The organism is Promicromonospora sukumoe (genome assembly GCF_014137995.1).
Taxonomy (GTDB): Bacteria; Actinomycetota; Actinomycetes; order Actinomycetales; family Cellulomonadaceae; genus Promicromonospora; species Promicromonospora sukumoe.
The window spans coordinates 608,364-625,209 of the sequence record NZ_JACGWV010000001.1 but is presented as its reverse complement, the minus strand read 5'-3'; the positions used below and the strand labels follow the sequence as shown (position 1 = coordinate 625,209).

At 72.3% G+C, this 16,846-nt stretch carries 18 protein-coding genes; 11 read left to right on the top strand and 7 right to left on the bottom strand.

What is annotated here, in order from left to right:
- Window positions 1-92: 92 nt before the first annotated feature.
- Window positions 93-1,064, top strand: coding sequence for a hypothetical protein (locus tag FHX71_RS02845; protein ID WP_182614330.1), 972 nt, complete (start codon window positions 93-95; stop codon window positions 1,062-1,064).
- A gap of 203 nt (window positions 1,065-1,267) precedes the next feature.
- Window positions 1,268-2,821 carry an alanine/glycine:cation symporter family protein gene (locus FHX71_RS02840; RefSeq protein ID WP_182614329.1) on the top strand — a complete coding sequence of 518 codons (1,554 nt, stop codon included), beginning with the start codon at window positions 1,268-1,270 and terminating at the stop codon, window positions 2,819-2,821.
- A gap of 53 nt (window positions 2,822-2,874) precedes the next feature.
- On the opposite strand, the gene FHX71_RS02835 is transcribed toward FHX71_RS02840, so the two are convergent.
- Window positions 2,875-3,666 carry a DUF2625 family protein gene (locus FHX71_RS02835; protein WP_312876903.1) on the bottom strand — a complete coding sequence of 264 codons (792 nt, stop codon included), beginning with the start codon at window positions 3,664-3,666 and terminating at the stop codon, window positions 2,875-2,877.
- Between the two features lie 82 nt (window positions 3,667-3,748).
- Here FHX71_RS02835 and FHX71_RS02830 point away from each other — a divergent pair, with 82 nt between their 5' ends.
- A complete protein-coding gene (locus FHX71_RS02830) occupies window positions 3,749-4,927 on the top strand; it encodes an MFS transporter (RefSeq protein WP_182614327.1) in 1,179 nt (392 codons plus the stop codon).
- 44 nt (window positions 4,928-4,971) lie between these two features.
- Entirely contained in the window at window positions 4,972-6,015 is a 1,044-nt protein-coding gene (locus FHX71_RS02825; RefSeq protein ID WP_182614326.1) for a DNA polymerase III subunit beta family protein, read from the top strand.
- A gap of 16 nt (window positions 6,016-6,031) precedes the next feature.
- On the opposite strand, the gene FHX71_RS02820 is transcribed toward FHX71_RS02825, so the two are convergent.
- Window positions 6,032-6,481 carry a hypothetical protein gene (locus FHX71_RS02820; protein ID WP_182614325.1) on the bottom strand — a complete coding sequence of 150 codons (450 nt, stop codon included), beginning with the start codon at window positions 6,479-6,481 and terminating at the stop codon, window positions 6,032-6,034.
- A gap of 11 nt (window positions 6,482-6,492) precedes the next feature.
- Window positions 6,493-7,074 carry a hypothetical protein gene (locus tag FHX71_RS02815; RefSeq protein WP_182614324.1) on the bottom strand — a complete coding sequence of 194 codons (582 nt, stop codon included), beginning with the start codon at window positions 7,072-7,074 and terminating at the stop codon, window positions 6,493-6,495.
- A gap of 592 nt (window positions 7,075-7,666) precedes the next feature.
- Between FHX71_RS02815 and FHX71_RS02810 the strand changes: the two genes are divergently transcribed.
- The gene (locus tag FHX71_RS02810) at window positions 7,667-7,915 is read left to right on the top strand and encodes a hypothetical protein (protein WP_182618781.1); all 249 of its coding nucleotides are present in this window, start codon (window positions 7,667-7,669) and stop codon (window positions 7,913-7,915) included.
- Window positions 7,916-7,984: 69 nt separating this feature from the next.
- On the opposite strand, the gene FHX71_RS02805 is transcribed toward FHX71_RS02810, so the two are convergent.
- Window positions 7,985-8,524 (bottom strand): hypothetical protein, encoded by a 540-nt coding sequence (locus tag FHX71_RS02805; RefSeq protein ID WP_182614323.1) that lies wholly within the window; start codon window positions 8,522-8,524, stop codon window positions 7,985-7,987.
- 26 nt (window positions 8,525-8,550) lie between these two features.
- Window positions 8,551-9,063, bottom strand: coding sequence for a hypothetical protein (locus FHX71_RS02800; protein WP_182614322.1), 513 nt, complete (start codon window positions 9,061-9,063; stop codon window positions 8,551-8,553).
- 72 nt (window positions 9,064-9,135) lie between these two features.
- On the opposite strand from FHX71_RS02800, the gene FHX71_RS02795 reads away from it, so the two are divergent.
- Together FHX71_RS02795 and FHX71_RS02790 are read left to right on the top strand one after the other, a co-directional pair.
- Window positions 9,136-9,687: a GNAT family N-acetyltransferase gene (locus FHX71_RS02795; RefSeq protein WP_182614321.1), complete on the top strand. Its 552-nt coding sequence runs from the start codon at window positions 9,136-9,138 to the stop codon at window positions 9,685-9,687.
- A 169-nt stretch (window positions 9,688-9,856) separates the two neighbouring features.
- Complete coding sequence (locus FHX71_RS02790) at window positions 9,857-10,570, top strand: PIG-L deacetylase family protein (protein WP_182614320.1); 714 nt, start codon at window positions 9,857-9,859, stop codon at window positions 10,568-10,570.
- A gap of 30 nt (window positions 10,571-10,600) precedes the next feature.
- Here the strand turns inward: FHX71_RS02790 and FHX71_RS02785 are convergent, their stop codons facing one another.
- Window positions 10,601-12,235: a sensor histidine kinase gene (locus tag FHX71_RS02785; protein WP_312876902.1), complete on the bottom strand. Its 1,635-nt coding sequence runs from the start codon at window positions 12,233-12,235 to the stop codon at window positions 10,601-10,603.
- Between the two features lie 152 nt (window positions 12,236-12,387).
- Between FHX71_RS02785 and FHX71_RS02780 the strand changes: the two genes are divergently transcribed.
- Both FHX71_RS02780 and FHX71_RS02775 read left to right on the top strand, forming a co-directional pair.
- Window positions 12,388-13,416, top strand: a complete 1,029-nt coding sequence (locus FHX71_RS02780) for a metalloregulator ArsR/SmtB family transcription factor (RefSeq protein WP_182614318.1) — start codon at window positions 12,388-12,390, stop codon at window positions 13,414-13,416.
- Between the two features lie 61 nt (window positions 13,417-13,477).
- Window positions 13,478-13,909: an arsenate reductase ArsC gene (locus FHX71_RS02775; protein ID WP_182614317.1), complete on the top strand. Its 432-nt coding sequence runs from the start codon at window positions 13,478-13,480 to the stop codon at window positions 13,907-13,909.
- Window positions 13,910-13,918: 9 nt separating this feature from the next.
- Here FHX71_RS02775 and FHX71_RS02770 read toward each other — a convergent pair whose 3' ends face one another.
- Window positions 13,919-15,460: an FAD-dependent oxidoreductase gene (locus tag FHX71_RS02770; RefSeq protein ID WP_182614316.1), complete on the bottom strand. Its 1,542-nt coding sequence runs from the start codon at window positions 15,458-15,460 to the stop codon at window positions 13,919-13,921.
- 83 nt (window positions 15,461-15,543) lie between these two features.
- Between FHX71_RS02770 and FHX71_RS02765 the strand changes: the two genes are divergently transcribed.
- Window positions 15,544-15,921: an ArsR/SmtB family transcription factor gene (locus tag FHX71_RS02765; RefSeq protein WP_182614315.1), complete on the top strand. Its 378-nt coding sequence runs from the start codon at window positions 15,544-15,546 to the stop codon at window positions 15,919-15,921.
- A 218-nt stretch (window positions 15,922-16,139) separates the two neighbouring features.
- Window positions 16,140-16,772 carry a dihydrofolate reductase family protein gene (locus FHX71_RS02760; RefSeq protein ID WP_182614314.1) on the top strand — a complete coding sequence of 211 codons (633 nt, stop codon included), beginning with the start codon at window positions 16,140-16,142 and terminating at the stop codon, window positions 16,770-16,772.
- Window positions 16,773-16,846: the final 74 nt, after the last annotated feature.

Sequence of the window (16,846 nt, the reverse complement as noted above, 5' to 3'; positions counted from 1 at the left end):
CTGCCAGCCGGTGTTGACCACAGCGGTTGCTGCCAGTTTCCTGTCCGACTGGCAGGAACTGCTGTGGTCAACACCGGCTACGCTCCGACGTCGTGACGACGAAGCGGCGCCGAGGGACCGAGCACCGGCTGCGGCACGTCGGCGCACTCGTGCCGCCAGACGGCTTCGGAACCGTCGCCTCCGTGGGCATGGGCCCGGACGGTCCCGTCGTCATGTGGGCCGGAGGGCGAGACACCGGGCATGCGGTGGTCCAGGCCGGACGCCGCGACCTGGGCAAGCTTGGTCGCACGGTCGCCCTGGCGTCGTACACGACATCGAACCTCCAGCCGCGCGACGTCGTGATCGCCGCTGTGCCCGTCGCCCAGGCCTTCGTCCAGCCGTTGCCTGACGGCGGGTACCTCATCGCCCGGTCCCGCTGCGCGTGGACGTCGGAGGGCGCCGAGAAGAACGCCCTCGTCGTGGGCACGGACGGCCGCGTCGTCCGGCGCGGGACGCTCGGTGACGGGATCGCGCACCTGCAGGTCGACCGGGACGGGCGGATCTGGGTCGGTTACTTCGACGAGGGCATCGGCGGCAACAACGGCTGGCGCTTCGACGGACCCGAGCCCCTCGGCTCATCCGGTCTCGTGCGGTGGTCGCTGGGCTTCGAGAAGGAGTGGGAGTTCCCCACGAGCACAGGGACCGTCATCGCGGAGTGCGACGCGATGAACGTGTCCGACGACGGCGTCATCGCCTACGACTTCGGCGCGGAACAGCTGATCCGGGTCCGCGACGGCCAGACGTCCGTCCACCCGACGGGCACCGAGGGCGTCAGGGGCGTCGTCTTCACCGGCGACGCGGTCGGCCTCGTCGGGTCCTCCGCCGACCGCAACCTCTTCACGACCGGAACTCTCGGTGCCGAGTCGTTCAACCAGCGCCGGCGCGGTTACCTGTCCATGCCCAGCGGCAAGCCCGTCCCACGGGGACTGGGGCCGGAGTGCCGCGGCTCGACGCTGAACTTGTTCGACGGGAACGACTGGTACCAGCTCGACCTCGCTCAGCCTCAGGCGACAGACCAAGCCTGATCACATCTCTGGGCCCAGGGTCCCAACTCTGAGCGAAACGAGCGTTCACCCAGATTTCACCCGTTAGGGTGGCCGCCATTGCCAGTCCGTGATCGCGCTCACAGACGGCGTGCCGCCGGAAGGCGGCGTGCGCGGAGCGCGGCCACGGACGCGCTGGTCTTCCCCGGTGCGAGTGTCCGAACAACCACACCCTGGAGCAACACATGACCTTCGCCGATCGCATCAGTACTGCGAACGAGCTGATCTGGTCGATCCCGCTGATCGCCCTGTGCCTTCTCGCCGGCCTGTACTTCTCCCTCCGGACCGGCTTTCTCCAGGTCCGACACATCCCCGACATGCTCAGCCAGCTCAGGAAGGGCGAGAAGTCCGAGGACGGCACGTCGTCCTTCCAGTCCCTGATGATGTCGCTGGCCGGCCGCGTGGGCATGGGTAACATCGGCGGCGTCGCGACGGCCATCGCCTTCGGCGGCCCCGGCGCCGTCTTCTGGATGTGGACCTCCGCGTTCCTCGGCGCCGCCACCTCGTTCATCGAGTGCACACTCGGCCAGATCTACAAGGAGAAGGACCCGGACACCGGCGAGTACCGCGGCGGCCCGGCGTACTACTTCGAGAAGGCCTACAAGCACAAGGCGCGAGGCCTGTCGCTGACCTACGGCATCCTCTTCGCGGTCGTGACCATCCTCGCGATGAGCTTCTTCCTGCCGGGTGTGCAGGCCAACGGCATGGCCTCCGCGATCGACAGCGCCTGGGGCGTGCCCACCTGGGTCACCGCCATCGGCCTGGTGATCCTCCTGGGCTTCATCGTGATCGGCGGTGTCAAGCGCATCGCCAACTTCGCCGTGATCGTGGTGCCCGCCATGGCGCTGCTCTACATCCTCATCGCGGTCGTCGTCTTCTTCGTGAACTTCACCGCGATCCCCGAGGTGTTCGGGCTGATCTTCGGCAGCGCCTTCGGCGTCCAGCCGGTGTTCGGCGCGATCCTGGGCCTCGCCGTGAAGTGGGGCGTGCAGCGCGGCATCTACTCCAACGAGGCAGGCCAGGGCACCGGCCCGCACGCCGCCGCGGCCGCCGAGGTCTCGCACCCGGCCAAGCAGGGGTTCGCGCAGGCCTTCGCGGTCTACATCGACACCCTCTTCGTGTGCTCGGCCACCGCGTTCATCATCATCTCGACGGGCATGTACAACACCTTCGCCGGTGAGGTCTGGCCCAGCGACGTGATCCAGGAGGGCAGCGGCGGGCTGAGCACCGACGTCGAGCCCGGCCCGGGGTTCGTGCAGCAGGGCCTGGACTCGGTGTTCCCCGGTGCCGGCCCGTCGTTCATCGCGATCGTCCTCGCGTTCTTCGTGTTCACCACGATCGTGGCGTACTACTACATGGCCGAGACCAACCTGAACTACCTGACCCGCAAGATGACCAACCGGCTGGCCGCGCGCGCCATGCAGCGGGCGCTGCAGGCGCTCGTGCTGGTCTCGGTCGCCTACGGCGCGGTGACCACCGCCGGCGCGGCGTGGGGCCTCGGCGACATCGGCGTGGGGTCGATGGCCTGGCTGAACATCGTCGGCATCCTGTTCCTCCAGGGTCCCGCGCTGAAGGCGCTGAAGGACTACCGGGAACAGAAGAAGCGGGGGCTGGACCCGCAGTTCGACCCGCGGCGGCTCGGCATCGAGAACGCGACGTTCTGGGAGGACCGTGTCGACGGCCGGCTCGAGAGCGGGGCGGGCGCGGAGCGCGCGGAGAAGCAGCTCGACCGCGACTGACCGGCCCTACCGCGGCCCAGTCCGGAGAACGCCTCCGGACTGGGCTGCCCGCCTCAGCCCACCGGCCCGCCGAACGTCCCCAAAGGCCCGAGATCAGCACCGTCGATCTGGGCAGCAGTAGACCGCGCGACCCCGACCAGCTCGGACATCGGCACGACGGCCCGGCTGGTGGCCGCGAGATCCTCGTGCGCCTCCTTGGACCACAGCGGCGGGAAGAAGTTCAGCCCGCTGTCACCGGCGAGGCCGCGGGTCTCGGCCTCCCAGCCGTCCCAGCGCAGGCCCTCCGTGAAGTCGGTCAGACCGCCGTCGAGCACCCACGTCAGCCACGCCGCGTACCCGGCCTCGAGCGGCTCCCACTGGAGCGTGTCGGGCGCGAGGTACGTCATCTCGCCGGGACCTCCCGGCCGCCCGACCGACCCCGGATGCGGCCCGTTGAGCGCGTAGGTGCCGCCCAGCACGTCGTGCGCGACGACGAGCCCGTGGGCCGCGTACCAGGAGGCCTCCGGGGTCGGCGGGAACTCGTTCATCGCGGCCAGGTCGGGCAGCCGCCCCGGGTCCGGCGGGCCGACGTCGTCCCCGACGTCGTCCGCGCCAACGAGGCCGCCAGAACCACCCGGGCTGCCGTACACCCGCAGCCATCCCTGGTCGATCAGCAACCCGCCAGTGTGCACGACGACGGCGCCCAGGAACGACCCGGTCGTCACCTGGAGCTGTTCGAGGGTGCGGCGGCTGGTCGCGTCGTCGGCCTCCAGGATCTTGACGCTCACCGACGCCTCGTCGACGAGGTGTTGCAGCTCGGGCCAGGCGGGTCGCGGCGTCGCGGTCAGGTTCTCGAACAGTCGCACGCGTTCGATCGTAGTCGCGGGGTTGCTCCCCCGGGTCCGAAGCCGTTGACCCTCGACCCGGTCGATCCCCCAGGGTCGCGGCATGTCCGCACCGCTCCCCCGCGCCTGGCTCGCCTTTCTCGCCGCGAGCACCCTCAGCCAGCTCGGCAGTACCGTCCTGTGGTTCGCGCTCGGCTGGGCCGCGGCGTCGCACGGCGGCCAGGTCGCCGCACTCGTCCTGACGGCGTCGGGCCTGCCCCGGCTCCTCCTGGTGCTGGTGGGCGGCTCCGTCGCCGACCGCGTCGGCGCCCGACGCCTGCTCCTCGTCACCGAGTCCGTCATGGTCACGGTGTGCCTCGCGCTCGCGTCCGGCCTGCACGCCACCGGCCCGACGCCGTGGCTGCTCGCCGCCGCCGGCCTGGCCTCCGGCATCGTCTCGGCGTTCTCCCTGCCCGCCCTGGGCTCGATGCCCCGCCGCCTCGTCGACGACGCCGCGCTCCCCCGCGCGCTGGCCCTGCGCCAGAGCCTCGGCCAGACCGTCCTGCTCGTCGGCGCGCCGCTCGGCGGCCTCCTGGTCGCCACGGTCGGCCTGCCCGCCATCGCGGTGGCCGACGCCGCCGGCTTCGCCGTCGTCCTGCTCGTCCTCGCGGTGATCCGGCCCCGGCGCGACGTCGGGCCGGGCGCGGAACCGCTCTGGCGGTCCCTGTCCGACGGCGCCCGCGTGGTCGCCCGGACGCGCGGGCTGGCGGTCGCTCTCGTGCTGACGGGCGCCGTCGCCGCCGTCGTCCTGCCCGTGTCGTCGCTGCTGGTGCCGCTGCTCGGGCGGGCGTCCGGGTGGAGCGCCGGGACGACAGGTCTCGTGGTCGCCGCGCAGGCGGCGGGGTCGATCGGCGCCACGCTCGTCGTGGCCCGGACCGGGACGGCGCGGCGGACCGGGCGGGCCGTGGCGCTCGGGCTGGCCGTGGCAGCGGGCGGCGTGGGGCTGGTCGCCTCCGTCGGTGCGCCGGTCCTGGTCGCGGGAGCGGCCGTCGTCGTCGGGGTCGGGACGGGCGTCGCCGTCGCGCACCTGGCGCCGTTCGTGCTGGGGAGCGCGCCGCGCACCCACCTGGCGCGGGTCCAGGCGTGGACGGCGCTGGCACAGCTCGCGCCGGTCGTCGTGTCCAACAACCTGCTCGGTGCCCTCGCCGAACGGGTCTCCGCGGGTGCGGCGCTGGGCTGCTGCGCCGTCGTCCTCGGGCTGTGCGCTCTGGCCGCTACCCGGCTCCGGTCGGCGTCGTCGTGACTTGGGCTGGACCCTCGACCCGGTCGAGGGTCGATGCTGGACCCGTGCACCCCGCAACGATGCTCACCGTCGGCGCGTTCTCGCGCGCCTCGGACCTGCCCGTCAGCGCCCTGCGCTACTACGACGCCGCGGGCGTGCTGCGCCCCGCGCGCGTGGACCCGGCCACCGGCTACCGCTGGTACGCGCCCGACCAGGTCGAACGCGCGAGGCTCGTCGCCCGGATGCGGCTGACGGGGATGCCGGTCGCCGACATCTGCCGCGTCATCACCGGCGACCCCGTCACCGCCCACCGGGTCGTCGACGCCCATCAGCGTCGCCTGGAGGCGGAGCTCGCCGCGTCGACCGCCCACCTCGCGCAGGTGCGAGAACTCCTGGCGGCGACCACTCGGGTCACGGTCGATGCCGCCGAGCTGCGTGCCGCGCTGCGCTCGGTCCGGCACGCCGTCGGTGACGGCTCCGGCTGGCCGGCCCTGCGCGGGGTGCTGTTCGACGTCGACGGCGGGGCGCTCCGGCTGGTCGCGACGGACCGGCACCGGATGGGTGTCGTGGGTGTCCCGTTCTCGGGCGTGACGGGGCCGGCCGTGCGGGTCATCGTGCCGGTCGCGGTCGTGGACGCTTTTCTGGCCGGCGCGGAGACCGGGCCGGTTGATGTGTCTCTTACCGCGAACCGGGTCGCGCTCGGTGACGTGGAGGGTGCGGCCGTCGATGCGCTCTACCCCGACTACCGGGCTCTGCTCGATGCGCACGGGTCCTGGAGCGCGGGGGCGTCATCGGTCAGGGGTGGTGTGACGATGACGGCGTCTGACCTGCTGGCCCAGGTCGTGCAGGGCCCGGCCGAGCGACGGCCGGGTGTCCGACGCGGCGATCTAGTCCTGCTCGGGCTCGACCCCGCAGAGGTCCGCGTGGGCGACGAGCCCGGATCCGTCGCGTTCGACCGGGAGTACCTCGCCGACGCCGTCCGCTCGTTCGGCGACGCCGACCTCGTGCTCACGGTCGGTGAACGCGACGCCCTCCGCCTCGCGGCGGTGCACGGGCCGGACGCCGTCGTGCTCCTCATGCCGGTGCGGCGCGACGACCGGGCGGCGTGACACGCTCGACCGACGTTCAAAGGCTGGCTGGGGCACCGTCCCAGTCGACTCGTACGATCCAGAACTCCCGCTCCTCAGCCGTCACGCCGACGGCCACGGTGCGATCGAGATTGCTGGCCACGAATTCTGGTTCGCCGGGACAGAGACCGAGTGGAGACAGGTCGACCTCGCCGGTCATCGTCGCGAGCGCCACCTCGGGCGGCGACCCGGGAAGGCCGATGAGGAAGTTCTCCCCTTCGTCCGCCACTCCCCAGCGCCTCATGCATTCCAGCCAGCGGGCGGCGAGGTTCTCCAGCGTGCTCGCCCGGTCGACATCCGGGACCCGAAGATCGGGCACGACGTCGCCTCTGATGACGCGCCGCCACGCTCCGTTCAGAGCACCGCTGTCGGGAAGAATCTCAAGCAGTTCCAGCCCCGAGGAACTCACCCGGTGTGTCACGGACTGCCGGTCTGCGCTAGCAGTCATGGCCCCTACGATCACCAGAATTCGACACCGCCGACCCCCTCGACCAGGTCGGACCAGAATTCGATACGCCGGTGATGGGTCCGGCCCGTCGAAACCCCGAGGAACTCGTGGGCGCAATAATCCGCGAGATCCGTCCCGTAATGAATGACGTCCGTCTGGTAGGCGGAGAACACCGGTGCACCACTCGGCTCCGGTGCTGCGGGAATGTACCGGTTACCGTAGACCGGCACGAGCTGCGGCATTGCGGCCAAGTGGCGTCGGGCGACGTCGACCGCTGCGGCCTTGGTCCTCGGCCGTTCGCCCCAGGCCGGCGTCCAGAAGGCATTCGCGACGTCGGACAGAACGCCCTCGACCGGCCAGCCAAGGCTGTCTCGGAGGCTCTGCTCGTCGCCGGTCCAGTCGGTCCAGACCTTGGGCGTCGCATGTCGGAGAACATCGGCGTGGTCGCGGTTGAACGTGAAGCCGTACGTGGCCTGGATGTCAGCGATCTGGTCGTCACTCAGCCCGCGCCCAAGCCTGAGATCGGCTCGACGCAGGACCCTGAGGGCGAGTTCAGCGACAGGGCTCACGGCGTCGATGATGCCAGCCGCCACCTACGTTCGGTATGCCAGAATCCTCACCATGCTGACCAACACGAAGGGACATGCCGCGTAGGCGTCCCTCCACGCTGCGACGACGCGCAGCCGTACGCGATCTACGACGGGCCGAGGCCCAACGACGCCACCCGGTTCGGGAAGCGTCAACGAAGGACGGCCGGCTCTCCGGCTCAACCCACGCCGCCATCCTGCTGGCCGAGCACTGGCCCGGAGGCATCTTCAGCGCTCTCAGGAACTGGGAACGTGAGGCCAGAACCTCAAACCGCTGGCCGAAGTTCGTCTACGGCTGCGGCATCCGTGGATGCTGCGGTGATACGCGCGATGATCGGGACACGCTCGAGCAGGCGATTCAAAGCCTGCCCCGACGTCCGGCTCAAGAACTCCGGCGCCTTGTCCGGAGCATGGGCGACCGGATCCTCGCGAAGTTCCCCGCCCGGCTCGACTACTCCCACCGCTGGTGGCACGTCGACTTCCCATGGGACAGTAACTGAACGCCAGGCGGGGCCCGGCAGCTCCCTGCGCCGATCAGCCTTCGGCTGCCCCCGAAAGTGCAGGACCTGGCCAGCGCTCCCCACCTACGGTGGACCTCATGGTCGACGACGAACCCGGCGAGCACGTTGATGACCCGCGCAGCCCCAAGCAGCCACCCTGGAACTGGGTCGCCGGCTTCGCGCTGGGGATCGGCGTCGGTGTGGCGCTGGGCGCGGTGTTCACCGGGTTCTTCGGCCCGATGAGCATCGGGATCGGCATCGCGATCGGAGCCGGGCTCGCACCGATCTTCGCGATGGCTATGGCGCGGCGGCCCGACACAGACCAGGACCCGCCCGAGCCCGACTGAGCACGGGCATCAGCGACAGGGCTCACGGCGTCGTTGATGCCAGCAGGCACATCGGAGGTTGTCGGTCTGTCACTCTGACTCACCCTCAAGCCATCGTTCCAGCTCATCAACATCGAAGTCCGGAGACACCCGCTCGAACACGAACGTCTCGCCGGATCCCGACTCGGCGTACGTCCGGGGCATGGCCGAGTCCATCCGCAGGAGCCGGGGAGCCGCCACCTCACCCAGCGCTCCAGTACGTGCACAGACGTCCGTCACGCCGGCCTCGTAGGGAAGCCCGGCCAGGAGCGCGCCCCGGCGCACGAGCGATCCGACAAGAGAGACGTCCCTCCAGTCCAGGTCACTCCTGGTCATCAGTGCCATCCCGAAGACGGCAGCGTCCAGCACCGACCTCGATCGGGTCCTGACGACCTGGGTCGCCGCTGCCTCGATCCAGGAGAGCAGCACCCACGAAGCTCCGTCGTCCAACCGGTCGACCGCGCCGACCTCAGCCAGCCACTCGGTCTGTCGACGCCTGAGAGATTCCGCGAGCCCGTTGAACCACGAGCTACCCGGCCGGCCGTCGTCCCGATCGGCGTCCCAGTCCAACAATATGTCGAGGATCGTCATCGCCCCGGCTCCTGCCCGCGCCCGCGTCAGCCGACCGCGCAGTACTTCACGACCGCCATCTGCCGATCTCGCGCACGGACGTAGAACCCCACGGTCCGGCGGAGCGTCGCGCGCCCGGCCCGAAGCTGCTCCTCGTCATAACGCGCCCGGAGGAGGCCGACATGGCGATCCAGCGGACCGTCGTCGCCCACGAACGTCTCCAAGAAGTCGGCGGCATGCTTCACGTCGTGCGCGGACTGCACCATGATGCCGGCCTCCTCGTCGTCGAGCGGGATGAGGTAGCCGTCGTACATGGAGAACCCCTGCTGTGAGTGAACCGAGTGATCTCTCGTGTCACGGTCGCCGGCGATCAGCTGGTCGACCACACGCAGGGTCCAGTCCATCTCAAGCCTGGCCTCCGGGTCGGCATCGGTCCACGCGTCGGCGTTCCTCGGTCCCTCAAGCGCCCATTGGGCGTCGCTCATCCCCCGGCCGATCCGCTCGGCGTCCTCGGGCGTTCCGATCAGGTCCTCGGCGACCTGCATCGCGATCAAGTCCACAGTGCGGGACCCTAGCGACGACCACCGACACGCCCGTGGAACCACCCCGGACAAGATCGGTAACCTGCACCGATGGCAGACCTCGGACCCCTCACCTGGCCTCCCGCCCCGATCAGCACCGAACGGCTCCTTCTCCGGCAGCCCGAGCCACGCGACCGCGCCACGATCATCGAGCTCGGCGCATCCCACGAGGTGAACGCCTACGTCGGCGGCGCCCGACCGCGCGACGAGCTCGAACGCGAGATCTCCGCGACGCCTCAGGCGCGCTCGGGTCAGTTCGTCGTCGACCTCGACGGGGCGATGATCGGGTTGGTCCAGCTCGACCGGCGCACCGGGAACCACGAGTTCGGTCCGGCCCTCGGACGGGTGGAGCTCGGCTACCTGTTTCTCCCGAACGCGTGGGGGCAGGGGTACGCCGCCGAGGCCTGCGCCGCGGTCCTCGGGTGGTTCGACGACGCCGTCCCGGACGAGCCGGTCGTACTCGTCACCCAGACCGCCAACGAGCGCTCGATGCGCCTCGCGAAGCGGCTGGGGTTCACCGAGGTGCAGCTGTTCGAGGCGTGGGGCGCCGAGCAGTGGTTCGGCGAGCGGCCGGCGGCTGCGTCGGCGGCTTCGACCAACTGAGCCGACGTCGACCGACCGACAGACCGACCGGGCGAACCGCCGTCGGCCGATAGAAGCCAGGGACGTACCCGCGGGACCTTCACCCGGCCGCGAGGGGACCTTGGTCCCTGCCCCGCCCCGGGCCGCCGGAGCGACCCTCAGGAGGAACCACCTCCTGAGGGGAGCTGCCATGCGAGCCACGGTCGTCCACGAGGTCGCCCCGCGCGAGACCGCGCCCGAGCCCGAGAGCAAGCCCGAGCGCGTGGCCGAGTCGCCACCAGAGCCCCTTCCGAGGACCCGGCGCCTCCTGGTCGTGTGCGCCCATCCCTTCGACGCCACGGTGACGCTGGGCGGTGTGATTGCCGCGTTCGCCGACACCGGCACCGCCGTGCAGGTGATCTGCATGACCCACGACCCGGGTCCCGACCCGGACGGACGACGTCGCCCGGTCCGCGCGGCGCAGCTCCTCCGGGCGGCTCGCCTGCTCGGCGCCCGGGAGGCGACGCTGCTGGAGCACCGCGCCGCGCACCTGCAGTGGAACCCGCCGGAGGTGCTCGCCACGGAGCTGCGGTCGGTCGCGGGACCCGTCGACGCGGTGCTGACGATCGACGCCGGTGCACCAGGCAGCCACCCGGACCTCGTCCGTGCGGCGCGCGCCGCCCGTCGCGTCGCGTCCCGGCTGGGCTGCCCGCTGTACGCCTGGGTGCCGCGCACCTGGGACACGGACCAGCCTCCGGAGGGCGTCATCACGGTGACCTGCGACCGCGCCCGGCAGCGGGCGGCGATCGGGTGCCACGATGCCCCCGGACCGCGCGACCCGGCCCAGGGCCCGTGCGCGGAGCCTGCCGGCGAAGCCGCCGACGCCACCGCCGACGAGCCGCAGGACTACCTCACGATCCGGTGACCCGCGCCGGCACGACCCCGGCGGGAGCGCTCACGCGTCGTCCTCCAGCAGGGGCACCCGCCACTCCAGCCGGGTGCCGTTCGTGGTTCCGGGATCGACGCCGAGCGACCCGCCCAGGTCCGCCGCCCGCCGGGCGAGGTTGTCGAGCCCGCTGAGGTGCGCGTCCTCGGGAATTCCGTCCCCGTCGTCGACGACGGTGAGGACCACGTCGTCGGAGGACACCGCAAGGCGGACCGAGACCGTCCGGGCGTGCGCGTGCCGGGCGACGTTCGACAGCGCCTCGCGCAGGACGGCGACGACGTGCTCGGCGACGTCGGGCGGGACGGCCGTGTCGACGGGGCCGTCGAACTGCAGCCGGGGCGTGTAGCCCAGCGGACCGGTGGCCGTGTCGATCTCGGCGAAGACGCTGGAGCGCAGGCTGACCTGCGGAGAGCTGACTCCCCTGGGCTGCAGGCGGTGCACGGTGGTCCGGATCAGTGCGATCGTCTCGTCGATCTCGTCGACCGCATGGTCGATCTGCCGGGCGTGCTCGGGGTCGAGGTCGCGTCCGGCCGCCAGCAGCGACAGGCCGGTCGCGAACAGGCGCTGGACGGCAAGGTCGTGCAGGTCGCGGGCGATGCGCTCCCGGTCGCGCTGGACGGCGAACCGCTCCGCGTCCGCACGGTGCTCCGCGAGCTCCAGCGCGACCGCCGCCTGGGCCGCGAAGCCCTGCAACGCCTCGACGACCAGGGGTTCGAACGGGTCGCCCCCGCCGTACCTCCCGACGGCCAGCACCCCCCGGGTGCTGCCGGGCTCACCCAGCGGGAGCACCACGAGCGGACCGATCTCGCGACGCAGCCGGAACGAGAGCTGGGCGCGTTCGTCGGCCGCGGCGTCGGGAGAGACGATCAGGATGCCCGACTGGAAGACGGTGCTCGAGAAGCTGCCGGCCGGCGGAAGCATGACGCCGACCAGCCGCTTCGCCTCCAGGCCGGCCGCGGACCGGACGACGAGGCGCCTCGACTCGGGATCGGGCAGGGCGATGAGCGTCATGTCCGCGTCGGCGGCCTGGAGCGCGTGATCGGCGATCAGGGCGAGCACGTCCTCGGGGGCGTGGCCGACGAGCACCTGGCGCAGGATCTCGTCGTTCGCGCGCGCCGACTGCTCCCGCAGCCGCGACTCCTCGTAGAGGTGGGCGTTCTCGATGGCGACGCTCGCGCCGACGGCGAGTGCCTCCAGCAGCCGCTGGTCGTCCTCGGTGAAGTCGCCCCCGCCGTCCTTCTCCGTGAGGTACAGGTTGCCGAACGCCGCGCCACGCACCCGCAGCGGCACGCCCACGAACGACCGCATCGGCGGGTGGTGCGCGGGAAAGCCCACGGAGGCCGGATGCTCGGCCAGGTCGTGCAGCCGCAGCGGGACGGGGTGCCGGATCAGCTCGCCGAGGATCCCGCGGCCGGTCGGGTGCGCACCGATGGCGCGCACCTGGGCGGCCGGCATGCCGACCGTGAGGAACCGCGCGATGTGTCCGTCGTCGCCCAGGACACCCAGTGCTACGTACCTGGCCCCGACCAGACGAGCGGCGATCGCACTGATCTGGTTCAGGGTCGCCTCGAGGTCGAGCCCGCGGCCGAGGTCCGCCAGAGCGTCGAGCAGGAGCTCATCCCTCTCACGAGCATGCTCCGCCACAGCATCCTCCAGCGTCGCGCCCCTTGCGCCTTCCACAGTAGCCCCAGCCATCCGGGGGGACTTTCGGATCACCGGGCGCGAGGCGTTGGTCCAGGCAGGCGGGTGCTACATTGATGAGCATCAACATAGACGTCCATCGATACAGGAGCCTCATGCCAGCCCCCGCAGCGAGCACGCCCGCCCTGGAGTCGCACGCCATCGGCGCGGACGCCGCGAGCGCCGTCGCGTCCACGCTCAAGGCGCTCGCCAACCCGCTGCGCCTGCGCATGCTCTCCGCGATCTCGACCAGCGCCGGGGGCGAGGTCACGGTCGGGGAGCTCGCCACGCTGACCGAAGTGTCCCAGCCCACGGTGTCGCACCACCTCCGGGTGCTGCGCGAGAGCGGCCTGCTCGCCGCGGACCGGCGCGGCACGTCGGTCTGGTACCGCGTCGAGCCGACCTACCGGGGCGCGCTGAGCACGCTGCTGGACCGGTTCGCGCCGGCCGCCGTCGGCTCGCCCGAGCCGCCGCATCCCCCGGTCCTGGCGGACGCCGAACCGGCCCTGGACCACCTGGCCGACTCCCTGGCCGAGCGGTTCCCGGCGACGCCGCGCGGCGAGTGCGTGCGGGTGGTCCGCGAGTCGTACACGGCCCTGCTGCGCCGGGGCGGCGACCCCACGCACCTGGTCCCGCTGACCGAGCACTTCGCGCGGCAGCGGATCATCGACGCGGAGCGGGCGCACGCGCTGGAGTCCGCCCCGGCGGAGGCGGGCGCGTCACGGACGCCGCAGGTGCTTTTCGTGTGCGTCGCCAACGCCGGCCGGTCCCAGCTCGCCGCCGCCCTGCTGCGCCACCACGCGGGCGACCGCGTGGCGGTCCGCTCCGCCGGGTCGGCGCCCGCGCCCGACGTGCACGCGACCGTCCGCACCCTTCTCGCCGAGATGGACGACGTCGGCGCGGCCGAGGAGGTCGACGACGTCACCCGCTTCTACCCCAAGCCCCTGACCGACGACGCCGTCCGCGCGGCCGACGTCGTCGTCACGATGGGCTGCGGCGACGTCTGCCCGGTGCTGCCCGGCACCCGCTACGAGGACTGGACGGTGGGCGACCCCGCGCTCGCCTCCCCCGCCGGCGTCGCCGCCATCCGCGACGAGCTGGACCGGCGTGTTCGCGCCCTGCTCGCCGACCTCCTGCCCGCGTGACCTGCGACATCGCCGGCCCGACGGCGAACCCCACGACCACCCCGACCGAACGGAGAACCCGATGACCACCGACGAGCTCACCGAGCCCAAGCCGTCCGCCCTGTTCGTCTGCGTGCACAACGCGGGCCGCTCCCAGATGGCCGCGGGCTTCCTGCGCGCCCTGTCCGACGGCGCCGTCGAGGTGCGCTCGGCCGGGTCCATGCCCGCCGAGATGATCAATCCCACCGCGGTGGACGCGATGCTGGAGCGCGGCATCGACATCCGCGCCGAGAGGCCCAAGGTGCTGACGGACGAGGCCGTGCAGGCGTCCGACGTCGTCATCACCATGGGCTGCGGCGACGCCTGCCCGTTCTACCCCGGCAAGAAGTACGAGGACTGGGAGCTGGCCGACCCGGCCGGGCAGGGCATCGACGCCGTGCGGCCCATCCGCGACGAGATCGAGCGGCGGGTGCGTCACCTGCTCGCCGAGCTCGGCGTGGAACCCGCGGCCTGACGCGCCAGCTCACTCGTCGCCGGAGCGACCGTGCCCGACGCCGGTCGCGAAGCCGGCCTTGACCGGCTCGGGCTGTGCTGCCGGCGCGGCCGACGTGCCGCATCCGGACGCCTCCGCCGTCGTCCCGCCGCACCCGCCGACCGCCTCGGGCGGCGCGCCCAGCCCGAGCGTCACCGCCTGCGGGCCCGACGGCGCCGCGCAGCACCCGCCGCCCGACGCCTCCGCGAGCGCCAGCGCCCCGGGCGTGACCACGCCGTCGGCGTCGGCGGCGAGCGCCAGGTCCGAGGAGCAGACGCCGGTCTGCGGCAGGTTGAGCTCGACGGCGTCGGCGGCGGCGCGGTCCCCGGCCAGGGCGGCGGCGACGGACCGCACCTGCTCGTACCCGGTGGCCAGCAGGAACGTCGGCGCCCGGCCGTAGGACTTCATGCCGACGAGGTAGAAGCCGTCGTCGGGGTGCGCGAGCTCGGTCTCGCCGTGGGCGGGCACGGTGCCGCAGGAGTGGTGGTTGGGGTCGATGAGCGGCGCGATGGCGCGCGGGGCCTCGACCACGGGGTCGAGGTCGAGGCGGATCTCGCGCAGCAGGTCGAGGTCGGGCCGGAACCCGGTGGCGTTGACGATCGTGTCAACGCGCAGGTCCAGGGCGCCGTCGACGCCGTCCTGGCGCGCGGTGCCGAGCACGCGCACGCCGTCCTGGGGTGCCGCCGGCACGTCGAGGCGTTCGATCGCGACCCGCGTGAGCAGCTCGACGCCGCCGGCCTCGACCGCGTCGCGCAGCCGGGTGCCGAGCAGGCCGCGGGCGGGCAGCTCGTCGTCGGACCCGCCGCCGTACAGGCGGCGCGGGGACCCGCCGCGGATGGCCCACACGATCCGTGTGCCCGGCTCGTCCGCGGCGAGGTCGACCAGGCTGAGCAGGGTGTTCGCCGCCGAGTGGCCCATGCCGACCACCAGGGTGGTCCGCCCCGCGAACCGCTCGCGGTCGACGCCGAGCACGTCGGGCAGGCCGCCGCTGAGGTGGCCGGCCGCGCGCTCCTCGCCGACCGCCCGCAGGCCCGACGGCCCGAGCGGGTTGGGCGTCCCGTACGTACCCGAGGCGTCGAGCACCGCGCGCGCCCGCACCTCCCGTGTCTCTGCACCCACGGTGTATCGCACCAGGTAGGGGCGGCGCTCGCGGCCCAGCGAGCGGGACCGGTCGGCGCCGTCGCGGGCGACGTCGGTCACGCGGGCCCCGTAGCGGACCCGGTCGCCGAGGGCCCCGGCCAGCGGCGTCAGGTAGTCGCGGACCAGGTCGCCGCCGGTGGGCAGGGTGTCCGGGTCGGGCTCCGCCCAGCCGGTGTCGGCAAGCAGACGGCGGGCGGCGGCGTCGACGTCGTACCGCCACGGGGAGAAGAGGCGCACGTGGCCCCAGGAGGCGACGGCGGCCCCCGGGTCGCCGCCCGCCTCCAGGACGAGCGGCTCCAGGCCGCGCTCCAGCAGGTGTGCCGCGGCGGCGAGGCCGACCGGACCCGCGCCGATGACGACGACGGGCAGGCTCTCGCGGGGCGTCTCGGACATGACCCACTCCTCAGATCGAAACTTCTCGATGGGTTGACGTGTGCAACATATCCACAGACGTCGATGCGTGGCAAGATGTTCGCATGACGACCACCCTTCCTCTGGCGCAGACGCCGCGCACCAGCCGGGACACCGCCGCCGGCGCCTGCTGCGCGCCGCTGGTGCGCGAGGCGGCCGACCCCGAGACGGCCGTCGAGCTCGCCCGCGTGTTCAAGGCACTCGGCGACCCGACGCGCGTGCGGCTGCTGTCCGTCATCGCCGCGCACGACGGCGGCGAGGCGTGCGTCTGCGACCTCACCGAGCCGGTCGGGCTGTCGCAGCCCACGGTGAGCCACCACCTCAAGCTGATGGTCGACGCCGGCCTGCTCACCCGCGAGCAGCGCGGCAAGTGGGCGTACTACTCGGTGGTGCCGGGCGCCCTCAACCGTCTGGGCGTGCTCCTGACGGAGACCGCTGGCTGAGCCGCCGTCGTCCGGCGGCCGGCCCTCCGGCCGGAGAAAATGAGCGCGGGCCCGGTTGCGCTCTCAGGCCGCATTCCGCAACCAAGTCCGCGCTCAATCTGTCACCCGCGGCGGGAGCCCGGGGGGCCGGGGCGGGCAGGGGCAGGGCGGGGGTGCGATGAGTCTTGTGGGGCGCGCGGGTCTACCCGGGAAAGAGCGCACTCACCGGGGAGCACACCATGGGCAACATCCAGATCGAGCTGTTCACCACCCTCGACCTCGTCGCGCAGGCGCCGGGCGGCCCCGAGGAGGACCCGGAGGGCTTCCCGTTCGGCGGCTGGCAGGTTCCCCTGCTCGACGCCGCCTCGGGAGCACAGGTCGACGCCGCCTACGAGGGCACCGACGCCCTGCTGCTGGGCCGCCGCACCTACGACATCTTCGCCGGCTACTGGCCGCAGTACGAGGGCGACGACGCCGCCTCGTTCGCCGAGCTGTTCAACCGGATCCCCAAGTACGTGGCGTCGCGCGGCACCCCCGACCTCACGTGGGCGGGCTCCACGCGACTCGGCCCTGACCTGCCGGCGGCCGTGCGCGAGATCCGCGACCGGCACGAGCAGATCAGGGTCGTCGGCAGCGTGAACCTGGTGCAGACCCTGCTGCGCGAGAAGCTCTTCGACACCCTCGACCTGTGGGTGCACCCCATCGTCCTCGGCGTCGGCAAGAAGGTGTTCGACGACGGCGCGGTGCCGTCGAACCTCAGCCTCCTCGACCCGCCGGAGACCAGCCCGAACGGCATCGTCCACCTGCGCTACGGCCTCGCCGAGGGCATCCCGGCGACGGGCGACATGGACGACCTGCCCCGCGAGCCGTGACCGAGTCGCCGCCCCCGCTGCCGCACCCGCCCTGGGAGTCGAACGTAGAGATGGTCGCTCTCTGAGCACTCAGA